We start from the raw sequence: 16,103 nt of genomic DNA, 5'->3' as shown, positions 1-16,103 counted from the left end.
TCGAGCTGGTGCTGACGGCGACGGACGGCGGCGGGCGGGTCGGCACGGCCAGCGTGCTGGTGCGGCCGCGGACGGTGAACCTGACGCTGGACACGTCGCCGAGCGGGCGGCAGGTGGTGCTGGGCGGCGAGCAGGCGACCGCGCCGATGATCCGGCAGGCGGTGGTCGGGGCGCACCTCGTGGTGCTGGCCCCCTCCCCGCAGAACGGCGCGACGTTCGTGTCGTGGTCGGATGGTGGCGCAGCGCAGCACGAGATCGTGGTCGGCGAGACCGACGCCACCCTCACGGCGGTCTTCAGCGATGCCCCGACACCCACACCCAGCATCACCCCGACGATGACCGTCACGCTGACGCCCAGCGTCACGCTGACGCCGAGCGTCACGGTCAGCGCGACACCCACGCTGACGCCGACCGGCGCGGCTCAGACGCTCACGCCGACGCCGACCGCGACGGCCGGGCCGCCGGCAGCCACCCGTACGCCGACGCGCACACCGACCCGGACCCCTACCCGCACAGCGACACCGCGCCCGACCGTGACCCGAACCCCAACGCCGACCGCCACGACGGGCATCGAGGTGAGCGCCTGCTCGCCACGGCCGCCGGTCCGCCTACGTTCCGGGGTGACGCCCGACGGCCGGCTGCAAGTTACGGTGACAGCCGGTCGCGGACCGTTGCGGAGCGTCCGTTTCGGCACGGACGAGCGGCCGATGGCCAACGCGGTCGTCGATATTCCCGGCGTGGCTGGCAGCTTCAGCAGCGCGTACTCGCTCACAGCGCCGGCCGGCCAGACCGAGCTCACGTTCCTGGTGGATCGCCAGCAGGCCGGCCAGCCCGTCACGGTCCCGATGATCGTCACGGACGACTGCGGTATCTGGCAGACGTTCGTGGGGGCTGGCCCCGGCGCTGGCTGGTAGGGATTGCAGAAAGCGCGCGCGAACAAGCTCGACGCGAGGCACGAGGTGCGCCCGAAACCGGGCGTACCTCAATCTCTTCACAACACTGCCTGTGGCTGAGGACAACCTGAACCTGACATTGTTGTCCTAGCAGGCGGGAGCGGCAGTGGTCGTTTGGGCCTGTGCGCTGCACGAACAGCTACCTGAGGGATACATGCTCCAGTCCTCGGTACGTGAACGCGGACACTGGGCCACGGCCCGTTCCGCCGCTCACGCTCCAGACCCGCGGTGCGATCAGGCGGCGGCTCGGCACGTTTATGCGCGCGCGCTGCTTGTGACACGCCGGCGGCGCACAGTCGCTCGCTGTGCCTTTCGGGCGTCGAGCTAAGTCATCCGTCGATCCACGTGCTCGCCGGGCGGTCTGGCCGGCATGCGCCTGCGTATGCCGCCGGCGTGTGGCGCGGTACGGCCGGCGTCCATGAGGCTCCGGCGCCGTGCACGAGGCCGCGGTGGCCTCCCAAACCTGTTTGGGGAGTGCCGCGCGTCGAGCGCACCGCATTCGAGCGGAGATCCTGACTCCTGCGATTGACGGCTCGTGCCACGGGCTGGGCCACACCTGTTCGCGGACATTGGCTTCCGAGCTGCGAGAACTGCTTGCCGTCGCGCCTATGCAGCGTGCATGCAGACAGAAAGCAACTTGATGAACCAGCATGTACTCCTTCCCGCTGCTGCGTCTCCGGCTCAGTTGCCACGTGGCGTCCTGCAGGGGAGCGTTGCCGTCGTTACTGGCGCGAGCCGGGGCATCGGCCGGGCGATTGCGTCGGAGCTTGCGGCGGCGGGGGCGGCCGTCGCGCTCGTCGGGCGTTCGGACGGCGACTTGCACCTCGCCGCGTCGCAGATCGAGCAGAACGGCGGCCAGGCGATTCCGGTCATCGCCGACATCACCAGCCGGAGAGCCGTCTCCGAGATGGTTCGCAGGGTCGAGGCCGAGCTGGGCGCTCCGGATCTGCTCGTCAACAATGCTGGGAGGCTCAGTGCCATCGGTCCGCTTTGGGAGATCGATCCTGATGACTGGTGGTCTGAGGTTGAGGTGAACCTGCGCGGCCCGGCGCTGTGCGCCCACGCCGTCCTGCCGGGGATGGTTGCCCGGCGTCGCGGCACGATTGTGAATGTGTCCAGCATCTCGGCAAACATGCGGAGCGGCTTTGACTCGGCGTACACTGCCTCGAAAGCTGCGCTCTTGCGGTTGTCTGCCAGCCTGGCCTCGGAGACGGCGACCCACGGGATTCGGGTATTCGCGGTGCACCCGGGGACCGTCAAGACCGAGCTGACCCATCGCCTGATGGAGACCCCGGAAGGGCGTCGTCATTTCGGGTTCTTCCATGAGCTTAGCGGCAGCGAGTGGAGCGAGCCGGAGGCCGTCGCACGGCTGTGCGTCCAGCTTGCCGCTGGCGATGGCGACCGCCTGTCCGGGTACTTCGTGAATGCCGTCGACTCGCCTACGAACTGGTTCTGGCGGCAGCTCGGTACGCTTGGCGTGAGCTGGCGCGAGCTGTACGCGATGTACTTGCGTCGGCGCGGTCGTGACCAGTCCCGGCGGCCGGCTCAGTCGCAGTTGCCGACCGAGGTGCGCGCGGCCCTGTAGCCGACGCTGCGCCGAACCAGCGCTCGGCCGGCACAAGGCATCAGGCGACACGCTCGCCGACGCCCAGCATGTCGGGTTCTTCGCAGCGCCGTTTGCGCGCAGGCTGATGCGAACCGCCGGGCCGATGTCCGCCCGTCCTCCAGCATGTTCGAAGGCCGGATCGGTCCAACACCGGCGTGCCCGCGCCGTTGCCTGACTGATGAAGGGGGTTCTCCCGTGTCCTGTTTCCGTGTCGCGCACGCGATTCGCGAGCGCTCGCTGCCGCTGATCTTGCCCGCGGCCGTCGCCGCCCTGGGCCTGGCGCAGACTGCCCGCTGGGCGCTCCAGGCTGTGCCAGTGGCATGCCACGCTCGCGAGAACGAGGCACACACTCCCCCACCCTTGACGGATCGGCCCGGACCCCGCAGCGGCCCTGCCGCCAGCCACCCCCTGTCGCCTGATGGCCCCTCGGGCAGCGAGATGCCGACGACGGGCCGTGGCCTCCGGGAGTGCCGCCGGCTGATCGACGACGTCAATCGATCCTGGGCCTCCTGGCCGGGCTCCATCGTGCGAGCGCCCCGCCTGACCGAGCCGCACTATCTCCAGCATCGTCGGCTGCTGTTGACCCTGGTGCTGGCCATCGAGCGCTTCCTGACGACGGCCCAGGGTCTGACGATCGTCGATATCGGTGCTGGCAAGAAGCCGTACTTTCCGTTCTGGGCGTCTCGGGCACGCCACTATGTGGGCGTCGATCTGCCGGGGACGCCGTACTCGCAGGTCTACGCCGCGTCCGAGCGGCTTCCGCTGCGAAGCGAGTCGCTCGACGTGGTCGTTTCCACGCAGATGCTGGAGCACGCGGACGACCCGGCGGCGGTGTTGCGCGAGTGTCATCGCGCGCTGCGGCCGGGCGGCTTGATCTTTGCATCAACGCACGGTGCATCGTACTACCATCCGATCCCGGTCGATCACTGGCGATGGACGCACACCGGCCTGCGGAAGTTGTTCGAGCAGGCTGGCTTTCGGGTGCGCAGTATCGAGGGTACGACCGGGACGCTGACGACGCTTACGACCCTGTTGGCGAGCTACTATCTCGGGGCGGCGCACCGGCTGGGCTGCGAGCGTCTGGCCTCGCGTGCGCTGGCGCCCGTGAACCTCGCGGTGCGGTTCCTGGATGGCGTGGATCGCCGGCCGCCGACCGACGAAGCGCAGCTACAGTGGGGCGCGATGCCGTGGACCTACCTGGTCGTGGCAGAGCGAACGGCCTGAGCGTGAGACGGCCCGAACCTGTGACCGCCTGACTCTGTGACCGCCTGACTCTGTGACCGCCTGACTCTGTGACCGCCTGACCCTGCGTGCAGCGAGCGACCGGCCCGCGCGACGGTTGGTGTGGCGGCAACCCCGCGGCATGCGCCCCTCCGAGACATCAGGTCGGAGGGGCGCATGCTCGCCGGTCTGCGGTGGCGACCCCGGGGTGACTCGAACACTCGACACAGGGTTTAGGAATCAGCTGAAGGCCATTCGGAGCCGTGCGGCGTTGTGCGGGCCTATCTGGTAGTGACTTGGCCAATGGCGGCTGCGTGCGCCCGCCTCCAGTGCCGGACGGGCGCGGTTCCCCCACCGCTACCTGCAGGGAATACCCCGGGAGGTGATTGAAGTCCCACTTGACGAAATGCGGGCAGACTACGCTGACGAGGCACCCCCAGGTACTCCCCGTCGGGGAGGTATGGATGCCAGGGCCAAGTCGTGGCCGACACTTCAGTGTTCATGTGCCGAGCGGGCAGGCACGCGAGTTTGACGTGCTGGCCCGTGCTGCCGGGCTTCATCGCGGCGAGCAACCGCCGGCGTCGTGCGGCATGATGTCCGCAGCAATTTGGGACACGTGCCTGGGGTCTGGCTTGCTCAATCAACACATGCCTGCCACGGGGTCGGCGGGTGGTTGACCCGCACTTTCGCCTGCTCCACCGTATCGTGCGGACGAATCCGCCGACGCTGGACGACTTCACGTCGAACGCTGCCCGCAACCGCCCTGCGCCAGATGATCCGACGCTGCTGGCTGTGTGGGATGGCCTTTCGGTATTCAGCACGCTGTCACAGGCGCGGCGAAAGCGCCGGGTGTCCCCAGGGATCGGGAGCTACGTGGCGGTGCTGCGCGTGCCGACAGATGGATCGGTCCACGTCGAACGCACGCTGGGCGGCGACGGTCATCACACCATCTGGGGGGAGCCTGACGCGCTGTTGGCGCTGGTGGTGTCCGTCGAGTTGCCGTAGGGCGTACACTCTGGGTATGCACTGGGAACTGTGGGATGCCGAGACGGGCAACCTGATCGGCACAGCCGAAAGCGAGGCCGAGGCGCTGGCGCTCGTGCGCGAGCTGGCCGGCAAGGGCTGGCCGGCCGCTGCGTTGTCGCTGATCGTCGAGGACGAGACGCGGCCGGCTGCGTCGCTCCCGCCGGCCCTCACGGGCGCTGCGCTGCTCCAGCGCGCCGAGGCGGCAGCGTCCACGCCGAAGCGCCGTTCAGCCTGACCGCCATCCGCCCACAGCCTGCTGCGTGCGCCGCGGGCAGACGTTCTTGGACGCGTTTTCGGCCCCTCACGCGCGCAGGGCGGCGCCCTCAGCGGCACCAGTCCTTCGCGGCGGACTGACGTCCCGAGCTGGCCGGTGGATTCCATGACGTGCCATGCGGTCTACGAAACCTTGGTGCGTCGGCACGCCGCCCCTTCAGGGCGATTGCATGTTCATTGGTGTCCCCGAAGCATCATGGAACGGGCGGTCGGGGACTGAAGTCCCCGCCTACAGTCACGCCGTCGCTGCGCGACGGACGCAGGGCACGGCTGGGGCTGGCGAGCCTGGAGCGTCGCGCAGCGACTGCAGGATGGTAGGCGGGGCTTTCAAGCCCCGACGCGGCGGCACGACGACATCAACATGCAATCGCCCTGGCCGCCCCTTCGCATTGCTGGCGTCCATGCTGCTCGGTGTGTACCATGCGCGAGAGCATCGACGCTGCGCCAGCGTGTCCGCTGAGACGCTGCGAGCACGAAGAGGGGTGCGGTAAGCCGACCATCCGCAGCGTGGCGCCGCGCAGTTGCCAAAGCGGCCCACGCGCCATCACGCCGGCGGCCGGGACAGGTTCATCACGAGCAGCCGATCCAGAATCTCAGAATCGGTGAGGGTGCGCGGCCAGCCATATGCGTCGAGGACAGCCTCGTCAAGCTTCTTGTGCGCCATGTCGAGCCACGCGGGTCGCTGGTTGTACAGGTTCGTGAGGGTTCGCCGCCTCAGCTCATCGGCGGGCGTTCCGGGTGGGTTCAGCCAGCGCTCTCACCGCTCGTTCAGTTCACGGGCCGCTTCGGCAATAGCCGTTACGCGCGGATCGCCGACCGGCTCCTGGCCCGGCGGCCACGGGAAGAGAAACGTCTCGAAGGTTGATGTTGGCGTGTAGCGCGGATCGTCGCCAACACCCAGCCACGAGCACATCTGAAGAGTCCATGCTTCATGAATACGCGACTGTAGTACGCCGAAGAAGTCGTCATCATTTCGGGCGAAGACAATGAGGTGGCTGTCGGCGAGGGTGCTTGAATCGAGCCAGACGAGAAGGCGATGGCGGCCCACACGCGCTGTTCCGAGGAATCGTGCTAGCCCGGTCAGCGCGGCGCGCATGGCCGGACGCGGCTCCATGTGAATCCACCATCGGTCACGATAGGCTGCGCGGCGCTTCATGAGACGCACTGGCTTGACGTAGGTGACGATGTGCTGGAACGGAAGCTCGTAGAAGGCCGCGTCGGCCTCGGACATCGACGTTCCGAAGGAGCGCTTTGTCCTGCCGGACACAATGCTCTCGCGGGCGCGCTCAAACCAGTACGTCACGAGATCAGCCTCGCGATGATGCTCGCAGCAGGAGAAGCCGTATCAACGGTGAGCGAGTACCTCGGACACAGCAGTCCGGCCGTCACAATGGCGATCTACGCGCACGCCATCCCTGGGGCGACGCGGCGGGCCGCAGAACGGCGCGCCGAGACCGTGAAACGGGCAAAATCGAGCTAGAAAGTCCGGTTCCCCCACCAACCATGAAAACGGCCCGTCGAAGTCCTCTTCGACGGGCCGTTCTCTATCTGGTCAGCGGTGGCGACCCCGGGGTGACTCGAACACCCGACACAGGGTTTAGGAAACCCTTGCTCTATCCGCCTGAGCTACGGGGCCGGAGCTGCGGCCGGGGCTGCCCGGCCGCTCCCTGGATTCTAGCAGAGCGCTTGCTCGCGGCTGGGCCGCCGCCCCTTCACCACACGAGACGCGGCCCCAATCGCACCAGCGTCAGACGGCGGCGAGGTCGTGCTCGGCGATCAGCCGGCCGTACTCGGCGGCCAGCAGGATCGACTCCGTCATCCCCTCGTAGTGCGCGATGCCCTTGCCAGCGATGTCGAACGCCGTCCCGTGATCGACCGACGTGCGGATGAACGGCATCCCCACGGCTACCGAGATCGTCCGCTCGAAGTCGATGGTCTTGGCGGCGATGTGGCCCTGATCGTGGTGCAGCGACAGCACACCATCCCAGCGTCCCTGCAACGCCTGGTGGAAGACCGCGTCGGCAGGGATCGGGCCGTAGGCGTCCACGCCGTCCTCGCGGGCCGCCTCGATGCCCGGTGCGATCTCGTCGATCTCCTCGCGCCCGAACATGCCGTGTTCGCCGGCGTGCGGGTTGAGCGCCGCGACCGCGATCTTCCCGTTCGGGATGCCGAAGCGCACCAGGGCCTTGTGGCACTTGATCAGCGTCTTGTGGACGTTGTCCTGCGTGATCTCGTCCAGGGCCTTCCGCATCGAGGTGTGCTTGACCATGAAGAAGATCCGCATACCGCGCACCGTGAACATCGTCAGCGTGTCCGGGCTGTTCGTCAGCTGGGTGAGCGCCGTGGTGTGGTCGAGGTACTTCACGCCGCCAAGCTGGGCCGCCTCCTTGTTCAGCGGCGCAGTGGCCATCGACTGGATCTCGCCGGCCAGTGCCAGTTCGACGGCCTTCTCAACGTACCGAAACGCCGCGCGCCCGCACTCCGGCTGGACCTTCCCCCACTCGATGTGCTGCAGGTCGGGGCTGCCCACGTCGTAGAGGTCGATGGCGCCCAGCTCGAACTTGCCATCCGACGGCTTCTTGACGATGTTGATCGTCGGAGTCATTCCGAGCGCCTTCGCCGTCCGCTCGACGACACTCCGGTCGCCGATCACGACCGGCCGGGTCTTCTCGTAGACCTCCGGCTCGGTCAGCGCCCGCAGGCTGATCTCCGGACCCACTCCCGCCGGATCGCCCAGGGTCACCCCGACGATAGGCCGCTCACCACCGCTCAGGCTCGCCGTCATCTCAACCCTCACAATCGAGTCTCATCTACGAGCCAGCGCGGCCCGCCAGCGCGCTCACGGCGCATGCATCCACAAGGATACGTGAGAAGGATACCGTGCCCGCGACTCTGCGAGGGAGTCCCCAGGCTGCCCCCACAGGCGTGCAAAACCCTGGCGGCGCCGGGCGCAGCCCTGCTACAGTCCGCGCATCCCAGTGGAGGCCAGCATCTGGCGTAGCTGAACGGACACGGGCACAACACAGCGCGAGCGCCTGGCCCAACAACGATCCCGGTCGCGGGACGCAGTTGGGTGACGAGGTGGGGACGTATCGAAAGATTCGGCGGATCGTCCCCCGGCCGGCACGGTCGTGACGAGCGGAGCAAACCAGGGTGGCAACCCCCTGACAAAGGCCGCTTGAGGTGTGGCGGACTGACGTTCTCTGGAACGTCGCCGTCGTTGGCCCCATGCAGCAGCGCGGCGACACCCGTCCCGAGCGCACTGCATGCCGTTGGCTCCTGCCGACTGGTCGCCACATCCCACACCCGGGGAGGCGACAGCCTATGTGCGGCATTTTCGGATACGTCGGCGTGCGAACGGACGCTCCGGGCCTCGTCCTGCACGGCCTCAAGCAGCTGGAGTATCGCGGCTACGACTCCTGGGGCATCGCCGTGCCGCGTGACGGCGCCATCATGGTCGAGAAGCGGACCGGCAAGATCGGGCAGGCGCAGACCACCCTCCCCGACAGCCAGATCGGCCTCGGACACACCCGCTGGGCAACCCACGGCGGCGTGACCGACCAGAATGCCCACCCGCACCTCGACTGCCACGAGCGGCTGGCGATCATCCACAACGGCATCGTCCAGAATCACCGCGACCTGCGCCGCGACCTGCTCGACCGGGGCCACACGTTCCGCTCGGAGACCGACACCGAAGTCGTGGCCCACCTGCTCGAAGAAGAGGTCGGGCAGCGCGGCGAGAGCCCCGATGCGCTGGTGCAGGCCGTCATGAGCACGTTCCGCCGCCTCGATGGGCTGAACGCCATCGCGGCGCTGGACGTCAAGAGCGGCTGCCTCGCCGCCGCCAAGAGCGGCTCGCCGCTGACGCTCGGCTGGGCCGAGGGCGGCATGTTGCTGGCGTCGGACTACGCGGCGCTGCTGGAGCACACCCGCCGCATGACGTTCCTGGACGAGAACCAGGCGGCGCTGCTGACGCCGGATGGCATCGCCGTCTACGACGTGGCGAGCGGCCAGGTGCTCCCCCCGAACGTCACCGAGGTCGAGTGGTCCGCCGAAGCCGCCGAATTGCACGGCTTCCCGGACTTCATGAGCAAGGAGATCCACGAGCAGCCGCACGTGCTGCGACGGATCGCTCGCGAGAAGGTCGCGGACGCCGAGCGGCTGGCCGCGCTGATCAAGTCCGCCGACGAGACGCACCTGGTGGGGTGTGGCACGGCTGCCCACGCCGCGATGGCCGGCCAGTACCTGCTGGCGCGGGTTGCCGGTCATCGCTCGTTCTACGCCAACGGCTCCGAGTTCGGCTACCTGGAGAAGTTCCTCGGACCCGGCGCGCTGGCCCTGGCACTGTCGCAGAGCGGCGAGACCATCGACGTCATCGACTCGGTGCGCGGCGCCAAGGAGCGCGGCGCCACGCTCGCCGCCATCGTCAACGTCCAGGGATCGACCCTCTACCGCCTCTCCGACGACGCCGTCTTCCTGGGGGCCGGCCCCGAGCGCTGCGTCCTGGCGACGAAGAGCTTCACGGCCAAGCTGGCCGTCCTGCTGCTGACGGCCTACGCGATGGAGGGGCGCGTCGAGGAGGCCGCCCGGCTGCTCGAGCGGGCCGCCACCGAGATCGAGGCGATGCTCTCGGACTCTCGCCGCGACCTCGTGCGGCAGATCGCCGAGGAGGTCTACCTCCGGGAGCACATGTACATCATCGGGCGCGGCCCCAGCTATCCGATGGCCCTGGAGGCGGCGCTCAAGGTCAAGGAAGTGAGCTACGTCCACGCCGAGGGTTTCGCGGGCGGCGAGCTGAAGCACGGCGTGATCGCGCTGATCGAGCCGGGCACCCCCTGCCTGGTGCTGGCCCCCAACGACGAGACTCACGACGACATCCTGTCGGGGGCGATGGAGGTCAAGGCGCGGGGCGGCAAGATCATCGGGATCGGGCCGAAGCATGACGAGGCGTTCGACTTCCACATCCCGGTCGCCGATCTCGGCGAGGCCAGCGGCATCGTGCAGGCCGTCCCAGCCCAGCTGCTCGGCTACTACCTGGCGCTGCTGCGTGGGCACGACCCTGACAAGCCGCGCAACCTCGCCAAGAGCGTCACGGTCAAGTAGCGGCCGAGTAGCCAGTTGTCAGTGGTCAGTTATCAGTGATCGGGCGGGCGCGCTCGAACGTACTCCTGTCATCGACCGTTCCCCGGCCTGTCGTCTGATCACTGACCACTCAGGGCGATTGCATGTTCGTCGGTGTTCCCATACCGTCGTGAAACGCACAGTCGGGGGTTGAAACCCCCGCCTACACTCGCTCCGTCGCTGCGCGACGGCTGCCGGGAACAGCGTCGACCGGTCAGACTGGAGCGTCGCGAAGCGACTGCAGGATGGTAGGCGGGGCTTTCAAGCCCCGACCACGCTGCACGGCAAGCCCAACGTGCAATCGCCCTGACTGACCACTCTCCGGGAGTGCCATGCCCGCGAACGAGTACCACTTCCTGACCCACTGGCGCATCGAGGGGACCATCGAAGAGATCTCGGAGATCCTCGGAGACGCCGAGTCGCTGCCGCGCTGGTGGCCGCGGGTGTATCTCAACGTGAAGGTGCTGGAGCCGGGCGACGAGCGTGGCGTGGGTCGCGTGATCCAACTGCTCACGCGCGGCTGGCTCCCGTACACCTTGCGCTGGTCGTTTCGGCTGGTCGAGAATCGGGAGCCGCACGGGTACACCATCGAGGCGTTCGGCGACTTCGTGGGACGGGGCGCGTGGACTCTGAATCAGGATGGGCCAGTCGCGGACATCGTCTACGACTGGCGCATCAGGGCGGACAAGCCGCTGCTGAAGTGGCTCTCGCCCGTGCTCAAGCCGATCTTCCGCGCGAACCACCGCTGGGCGATGGCTCGCGGCGAAGAGAGCCTGATCCGGGAGCTTCAGCGCCGCCGAGCGGCAGCCCTCGCCTAGCGGCGGCGGGCCTTCAGCACTGCGTCGTGGATGGTGATCGGGCCGCCCTCAGGGTCGGTGGCCGGCCGGGGAGGCGCGTCACAGGTCAGGATCTCCCAGGCCGATGCGTCGAGCAAGCCGGCGATCTCCTCGGCGGTGAACATCAAGGCCGGCAGATTCGGCCGGCCGACGCGTGTCTCCAGGTCTGACGGATGGTGCCCGACGATCAACAGCGTCCCGCCCGGCCGCACAGCGTCGGCGAGCCGCCCGAAGACCGCTCTCCGGGTCTCCAGCGGCAGATGGATGTAGTGGGCCGAGACGAGATCGAACTGGGCGGGCTTGGGCGTCCAGGTCAGCAGATCGACCTGCTGCCAGTGCGTGCGCGCTGCGATCTCCCGGCCGGCCTCTGCCGCAGCCCGCTCGCCGCGCTCGAGTGCGATGGGCGACACGTCCACGCCGGTCGTGTCCCAGCCCCGTGAAGCCAGCCAGACGACGTCTGCACCCTCGCCACACCCGACGTCGAGCGCCCGTCCTGGCGCGAGGTCGCCGATCTGCTCGACCAGCCGCTGATTCGGGTTGCCGCTCCAGATCTGGGTCTTCGAGCCGTAGCGCTCATCCCAGAACGCCTGCTTGAAGAGGATGGACGGGTCGAACGACGGGCTCTCGACCAGCTCCTTGAACGACCGCGGCGACTCCGGAGTTGGACCTTGGCTCTCCAACGGGTGATGATGGGTGTGGGCAGAGGGCGCGGGTGCCTGATGAGTGTGGTGCTCGGACATGGGGCAGACCTCCACAGCCATGATTGATCCGGGGTCTCATCAGGCGCAAGCAGATTTGCCGATCTGGCAAGATTCTGGTCGTCGCGGGGAGACGACGCCTATGCACATGAGCCGACGATGAAATCGGGCGCCAGCGCGCCGCGCGCGTCCTATAGTCTTCGTAGGAGCACTGGAGGCGGATCATGCGAACGGTCGTCGTGCGAGGTGGCTGGCAGGCGTGGGCGCTGCTGATCCTCGGCGGCGCGGCGGTGCTCGTGCTCGGAGTGACGGTCGGCATCGTCCTGTTGGGACTGCTGGCCGTCGGGGTGGTCGTGTTGCTCGGGCAGCGCGCCCTGCGGGCGTTTGGCGTCGGCGGACGGTCGCAGCCGGTGGGGCCGGCCCGCGCGGATGCCGGCGGCGACATCATCGACGGCGAGTTTCACGTGGTCTCGCGAGACTCCGGAAACAGGGTGCTCTCAGAGGCAGATCCGGAGCGGTAGGCGTGCATCAGCCGGTAGGCGTGCAGCAGCCCGTCGGCGACGCAACTGTCGTCGCCACCGTGTCAGTCCTCGAATGGAATGCCATATCGCGAAAGCACGCGACGCGCCCGCTCGACGCCTTCTTCGGTCAGGTAGGCCGATTTGGCACCGCGACTGCCTGTAATCAAACCTTGCTCCGAGAGGGCGTTCACGTCATCGAAGTCGTACCCCTTCCAGCACCGACGAAGCTCGCCGGGCCGTTCAGTCCACGACGTGAGGAACATCAGCGCCATCGTCAGATCCTGGGTGATGTCGTCTCGCCGATCCATGCCTCTCCCGGACCTCGACAGGTGTGACCCGCGCCGACCGGCTCCGGTTCGAATACGCCGATCGGAGACCTGAACGGATCGAGGCCACTGGACGTTCGTCTCAGTGGCCTCGGTCTGGCTCCCCGACCAGGATTCGAACCTGGAACCTACCGGTTAACAGCCGGGCGCTCTACCGTTGAGCTATCGGGGATCGCGACTGAAAGGATAGCAGACCCGCGACGCCATTTGCACGCAAGAATCGAGCTGGCACACGCGGTTGCTGCCCCGTCCAGCGAAGAGAAACGGCGTTCTCCGACGAAACGGGACGGCCAGTCAACTCAACCTGTCCCAAACGGCGGCGGCCCTCGACCGGGAGCGTACCTTCGCCTCCGGCCGCGCAGGCCGCGAGCAGCCCGGAGCGTCCACCCGTCGTAGTGATTGGACGCTGGGCCGTCGCAAATATGCTCGCCATCTCCCACATTTCGCTTGTCGGAACCGGCGGGCCACCCGTACACTCCGACTGCCCGAGCGTCGCCGTTGCTCCGCCTGGAGCTCACAGACCGATCCGTCCCCGCGCGGCTCGTGGCACCGTTCTCCCAGTATCTACGGAGGTGCGGCGTGCCGTTTGAGCTGATCGCGTGGCTGGTGCTCGGCTTTCTGGCTCTCGTTGGACTACACGAGCTGACACATGTGCTGATCGCCCGCCTTCACGGTCATCCAACGGTCTGCGTCGCGATCAATCCGGTTGGCGTCGCCGTGGTCTTCGAGGACACGCCGCGCGCTCGCTACTGGCTGGCCCAGGTGATCCTGCCCGCCATCGTCAGCTGGCTGATCTGCTACGCCTGGTTGTACGGCGTCTTCACCTATCCTGCGCCGTTCCAGGCTCGTTTTGCCCAGGGCGAGCTGCTGGCGCAGTTGCCGTACATCGTGACGCTGCTCACGGTGCTCACGAGCGGCGGCGATATCATCAGCGGCATCGTCGAGGTTCGCAAGCCGGTCCACGGCCACGCCCGCATTCATCGCGACTTCGACGTGCTCAAGAAGATGCCGGCCATCGTCCTGTTCACGGCCCACGGACGCAAGCACTGGCGCGAGACCTGGCGAGCTGTCAAGGCTGGAGCGGCTGCGCCGGGCGCGGCAGTGGCCTGACGCCATGGGCACGCCGAGCCACATGGCGACTGATCTGCCTGATCGGCAGCGCGTCGAACGTGTTGCCTCGGCGTTGCGCGCGCTGTTCTCCGCACGTCCGGCCGGATTGCTGACCGACGTGGACGGAACGATCAGCCGGATCACCGCCCACGCCAACGCCGCGACGGTCGCCGAGACGGTCCGGCAGTCGTTGACCGCCCTGGCCGCACAACTGGATCTGGTGTCTGTCGTCACCGGGCGCGCGGTCCTGAAGGCGCAGGAGATGGTCGGGCTGCCGGAGATCGGGTACGTCGGCAATCACGGCCTGGAGTGGCTCGAGGATGGCGCGGTGCAGACCGACCCGGCCGCGCTGGCCGTGCGCCCGGCGCTCGAAGCCGCCCTCACCGCCGTTCGCGCGGCGACCTCCGACCCTGGCCTTGTCTACGAAGATAAGCACGTCAGCGCGTCGATCCACTATCGGCTGGCAGCCGACCCTGACGCGGCCGGCCGCCGCCTGCACGACGTGCTGGCCCCGCACCTGGAGGATGGCCAGCTTCGGCTGATCCAGGGCGGCTTCGTGGTCAACCTCTTGCCGGGCCTGAGGATCGACAAGGGCGAGGCGACGCGCCGCCTGGTGCGGCAGCATGGGCTGCGGTCGGTCGCCTTCTTTGGCGACGATGTCACCGACGTGGACGCGTTCCGCGCGATCCGCGAGCTGGAGGCGGCCGGGCAGGTGCGCGGCCTCGCCGTCGGCGTGCTCAGCCCTGAGGCGCCACCAGCCGTCCGCGAGCAGGCCGACCTCTTGCTCGACGGCGTTGGCGAGGTCGAGGCCGTGCTGGCGGCGTTGGCGTCCGAGCCACCAATGCGCGCCGGGTCTGGTGCGTGAGACGACGCCTGCTCCCGGCATAATGGCGCTCATGCAGGCACCCCGACGCCCCGTCGGCTTTCGCGCGCATCCTGGCAGGCTCCGTCGAGCCGCACTGCTCGCGCTGGCGCTCCCACTGATGCTGGCGGGCGCGGCCTGTGGCGGCCTCATCAACCCGCCTCCACCGGCCCCAACTCCGACGACGGTCGTGCCGCCGACGCCGCGCCCGCGCCCGCCCACGGCCACCCCGGAGCCGGAGGTCTGGATCAAGAACTTCCGCCTGACGAAGATGTGGAGCGGCCAGGAAGGGCAGCCCGGCGTCATCAGCTTCGGGGAGACGTCGAGCACGTTCTGCTCGTTCAGGATCGCCGAGCCGCAGGTCGGGCCGCGCATCTTCGTCTACAACCCGTACACCGACAGCAATTTCTGGATCGACGGCATCGACGTCGGGCCAGTCGAGCAGCCGCCGGTGCGCCGGCCCGGCCCGAAGCCGGCCGGTGTCAACTGCACCGAGGCCATCTACGATGGCGCGCCGCTGCCTGCCAGCACGCTCGCGTCCACGCCGACACCCCGTCTCAGTGGCGCCCCAACCCCCGCCGCTGCGCTGCGCCTCGGCACGCCGCTGGTGATGGCGCTCTACTACCCCTGGTACGACGAGCGGACCTGGACTTCAGGCCAGACCTCGGATCTGCCCGTCGAGCCGTACAGCTCGGCCGACCGCGAGACCATCACCCGGCAGGTGGCCGACGCGCGCGGCGCTGGCATCGACGTGCTGGTGTCGGCGTGGTTCGGGCAGAAGGGCAACAACCCGACCGAGACGAACCTGCGCCAGTTGCTGACCGAGTCGGAGCGGGCCGGCCTGAAGGCGGCCGTCCTGCTGGAGACGGACAGCGACGAGTTCTTCGGCTCGCGGACCGAGCTGGTGACGGCGCTCAAGGTGCTGCTGCTGACCCACACCGAGCAACCGGGCTACCTGCGCGTTGACGGCAAGCCGGTCATCTTCGTCTGGAACCCGAAGAGCGTCTACGGTACGGACGGTGTGCGGGTGAACGCGAAGACCGGGGCGGCCGTCAACGCATGGCGCGCCATCCTCGAGGAGGTCGATCCGAAGCGCGAAGCGTTGTGGATCGCCGAAGGCGACTTCTTCGACCTGCTGAGCGTCTTCGACGGCATCTTCCCGTACTCGGTGGCCTGGAGCGACGATCCAGCCCGCCAGCTCGCCAGCTACGGCCAGACGGTCCGCGCGCGCGGCTCCGGCCCTGCTGACCGCAAGATCTGGGCGGCCGTCGCGATGCCCGGCTACGACGACACCCGTATCAACGGACGTGCCCAGACCTTCGCCGTCGAGCGGGAGGATGGCGCGTACTACCGCGGGACGTTCCAGGGGGCTATCGACTCGAAGCCCGACTGGGTCGTGATCACCAGCTTCAACGAGTGGCTGGAAGGCACCCAGATCGAGCCGTCGCGCGGGTATGACCGACAGTATCTTGACCTGACACGCACCCTCGTGGAGCGGTTCCGGGCGGCGGCCGGCCCCGACACCCGCCGCTAGCCAGCGCGGCGCGTGT

Annotated in this window: 15 protein-coding genes and 2 tRNA genes; 11 read left to right on the top strand and 6 right to left on the bottom strand. The window is 68.2% G+C overall.

The features are described 5' to 3' along the window. The 5 genes from IT306_25865 to IT306_25845 all read left to right on the top strand — a co-directional run. On the top strand, positions 1 to 914 hold a 914-nt coding region (locus IT306_25865; GenBank protein MCC7371868.1), incomplete at its 5' end, for a hypothetical protein. Between the two features lie 658 nt (positions 915 to 1,572). Further along, positions 1,573 to 2,538: an SDR family oxidoreductase gene (locus IT306_25860; protein ID MCC7371867.1), complete on the top strand. Its 966-nt coding sequence runs from the start codon at positions 1,573 to 1,575 to the stop codon at positions 2,536 to 2,538. 216 nt (positions 2,539 to 2,754) lie between these two features. Beyond that, positions 2,755 to 3,783, top strand: a complete 1,029-nt coding sequence (locus tag IT306_25855) for a methyltransferase domain-containing protein (protein ID MCC7371866.1) — start codon at positions 2,755 to 2,757, stop codon at positions 3,781 to 3,783. Between the two features lie 666 nt (positions 3,784 to 4,449). Then, entirely contained in the window at positions 4,450 to 4,785 is a 336-nt protein-coding gene (locus IT306_25850) for a hypothetical protein (protein ID MCC7371865.1), read from the top strand. A gap of 16 nt (positions 4,786 to 4,801) precedes the next feature. Continuing rightward, on the top strand, positions 4,802 to 5,041 hold the full coding sequence (locus tag IT306_25845) for a hypothetical protein (GenBank protein ID MCC7371864.1): 240 nt from the start codon (positions 4,802 to 4,804) through the stop codon (positions 5,039 to 5,041). A 795-nt stretch (positions 5,042 to 5,836) separates the two neighbouring features. On the opposite strand, the gene IT306_25840 is transcribed toward IT306_25845, so the two are convergent. The 3 genes from IT306_25840 to pdxA all read right to left on the bottom strand — a co-directional run bounded on the left by IT306_25840 (position 5,837) and on the right by pdxA (position 7,864). Further along, entirely contained in the window at positions 5,837 to 6,382 is a 546-nt protein-coding gene (locus IT306_25840; GenBank protein ID MCC7371863.1) for a class I SAM-dependent DNA methyltransferase, read from the bottom strand. A 256-nt stretch (positions 6,383 to 6,638) separates the two neighbouring features. Beyond that, a tRNA-Arg gene (locus tag IT306_25835) sits at positions 6,639 to 6,715 on the bottom strand. A gap of 111 nt (positions 6,716 to 6,826) precedes the next feature. Then, positions 6,827 to 7,864, bottom strand: a complete 1,038-nt coding sequence (gene pdxA, locus IT306_25830) for a 4-hydroxythreonine-4-phosphate dehydrogenase PdxA (GenBank protein MCC7371862.1) — start codon at positions 7,862 to 7,864, stop codon at positions 6,827 to 6,829. Positions 7,865 to 8,403: 539 nt separating this feature from the next. Between pdxA and glmS the strand changes: the two genes are divergently transcribed. Then, positions 8,404 to 10,182, top strand: coding sequence for a glutamine--fructose-6-phosphate transaminase (isomerizing) (glmS, locus tag IT306_25825; protein ID MCC7371861.1), 1,779 nt, complete (start codon positions 8,404 to 8,406; stop codon positions 10,180 to 10,182). Between the two features lie 350 nt (positions 10,183 to 10,532). Beyond that, positions 10,533 to 11,018 (top strand): SRPBCC family protein, encoded by a 486-nt coding sequence (locus IT306_25820; protein MCC7371860.1) that lies wholly within the window; start codon positions 10,533 to 10,535, stop codon positions 11,016 to 11,018. On the opposite strand, the gene IT306_25815 is transcribed toward IT306_25820, so the two are convergent. Then, positions 11,015 to 11,776, bottom strand: coding sequence for a methyltransferase domain-containing protein (locus tag IT306_25815; GenBank protein ID MCC7371859.1), 762 nt, complete (start codon positions 11,774 to 11,776; stop codon positions 11,015 to 11,017). The two genes, IT306_25820 and IT306_25815, sit on opposite strands and share 4 nt — an antisense overlap. Before the next feature lie 182 nt (positions 11,777 to 11,958). Here IT306_25815 and IT306_25810 point away from each other — a divergent pair, with 182 nt between their 5' ends. Beyond that, positions 11,959 to 12,255, top strand: coding sequence for a hypothetical protein (locus IT306_25810; protein ID MCC7371858.1), 297 nt, complete (start codon positions 11,959 to 11,961; stop codon positions 12,253 to 12,255). Positions 12,256 to 12,317: 62 nt separating this feature from the next. Here IT306_25810 and IT306_25805 read toward each other — a convergent pair whose 3' ends face one another. Beyond that, positions 12,318 to 12,563, bottom strand: coding sequence for a transposase (locus tag IT306_25805; GenBank protein MCC7371857.1), 246 nt, complete (start codon positions 12,561 to 12,563; stop codon positions 12,318 to 12,320). A 115-nt stretch (positions 12,564 to 12,678) separates the two neighbouring features. Then, positions 12,679 to 12,753: transfer RNA gene (locus IT306_25800), tRNA-Asn, on the bottom strand. Positions 12,754 to 13,160: 407 nt separating this feature from the next. Here IT306_25800 and IT306_25795 point away from each other — a divergent pair. Genes IT306_25795 through IT306_25785 form a run of 3 tightly spaced genes read left to right on the top strand, consistent with a single transcriptional unit; the run spans position 13,161 to position 16,087 of the window. Beyond that, entirely contained in the window at positions 13,161 to 13,691 is a 531-nt protein-coding gene (locus IT306_25795; protein MCC7371856.1) for a hypothetical protein, read from the top strand. 22 nt (positions 13,692 to 13,713) lie between these two features. Then, positions 13,714 to 14,556: a trehalose-phosphatase gene (gene otsB, locus IT306_25790; protein ID MCC7371855.1), complete on the top strand. Its 843-nt coding sequence runs from the start codon at positions 13,714 to 13,716 to the stop codon at positions 14,554 to 14,556. Positions 14,557 to 14,587: 31 nt separating this feature from the next. Continuing rightward, on the top strand, positions 14,588 to 16,087 hold the full coding sequence (locus IT306_25785; protein ID MCC7371854.1) for a glycoside hydrolase family 99-like domain-containing protein: 1,500 nt from the start codon (positions 14,588 to 14,590) through the stop codon (positions 16,085 to 16,087). Positions 16,088 to 16,103 lie beyond the last annotated feature (16 nt).

This window comes from Chloroflexota bacterium (assembly GCA_020850535.1).
Lineage (GTDB): Bacteria > Chloroflexota > UBA6077 > UBA6077 > JACCZL01 > JADZEM01.
This window is presented reverse-complemented; position numbering and strand designations above follow the sequence as displayed.

Excerpts from the sequence above, each read along its gene's own strand:
- IT306_25860 (MCC7371867.1), top strand. The coding sequence starts at position 1,573 with ATGCAGACAGAAAGCAACTTGATGAACCAGCATGTACTCCTTCCCGCT.
- IT306_25845 (MCC7371864.1), top strand. The coding sequence starts at position 4,802 with ATGCACTGGGAACTGTGGGATGCCGAGACGGGCAACCTGATCGGCACA.
- pdxA (MCC7371862.1), bottom strand. The coding sequence starts at position 7,864 with ATGACGGCGAGCCTGAGCGGTGGTGAGCGGCCTATCGTCGGGGTGACC.
- glmS (MCC7371861.1), top strand. The coding sequence starts at position 8,404 with ATGTGCGGCATTTTCGGATACGTCGGCGTGCGAACGGACGCTCCGGGC.
- IT306_25820 (MCC7371860.1), top strand. The coding sequence starts at position 10,533 with ATGCCCGCGAACGAGTACCACTTCCTGACCCACTGGCGCATCGAGGGG.
- IT306_25815 (MCC7371859.1), bottom strand. The coding sequence starts at position 11,776 with ATGTCCGAGCACCACACTCATCAGGCACCCGCGCCCTCTGCCCACACC.
- IT306_25810 (MCC7371858.1), top strand. The coding sequence starts at position 11,959 with ATGCGAACGGTCGTCGTGCGAGGTGGCTGGCAGGCGTGGGCGCTGCTG.
- IT306_25805 (MCC7371857.1), bottom strand. The coding sequence starts at position 12,563 with ATGGATCGGCGAGACGACATCACCCAGGATCTGACGATGGCGCTGATG.
- otsB (MCC7371855.1), top strand. The coding sequence starts at position 13,714 with ATGGCGACTGATCTGCCTGATCGGCAGCGCGTCGAACGTGTTGCCTCG.
- IT306_25785 (MCC7371854.1), top strand. The coding sequence starts at position 14,588 with ATGCAGGCACCCCGACGCCCCGTCGGCTTTCGCGCGCATCCTGGCAGG.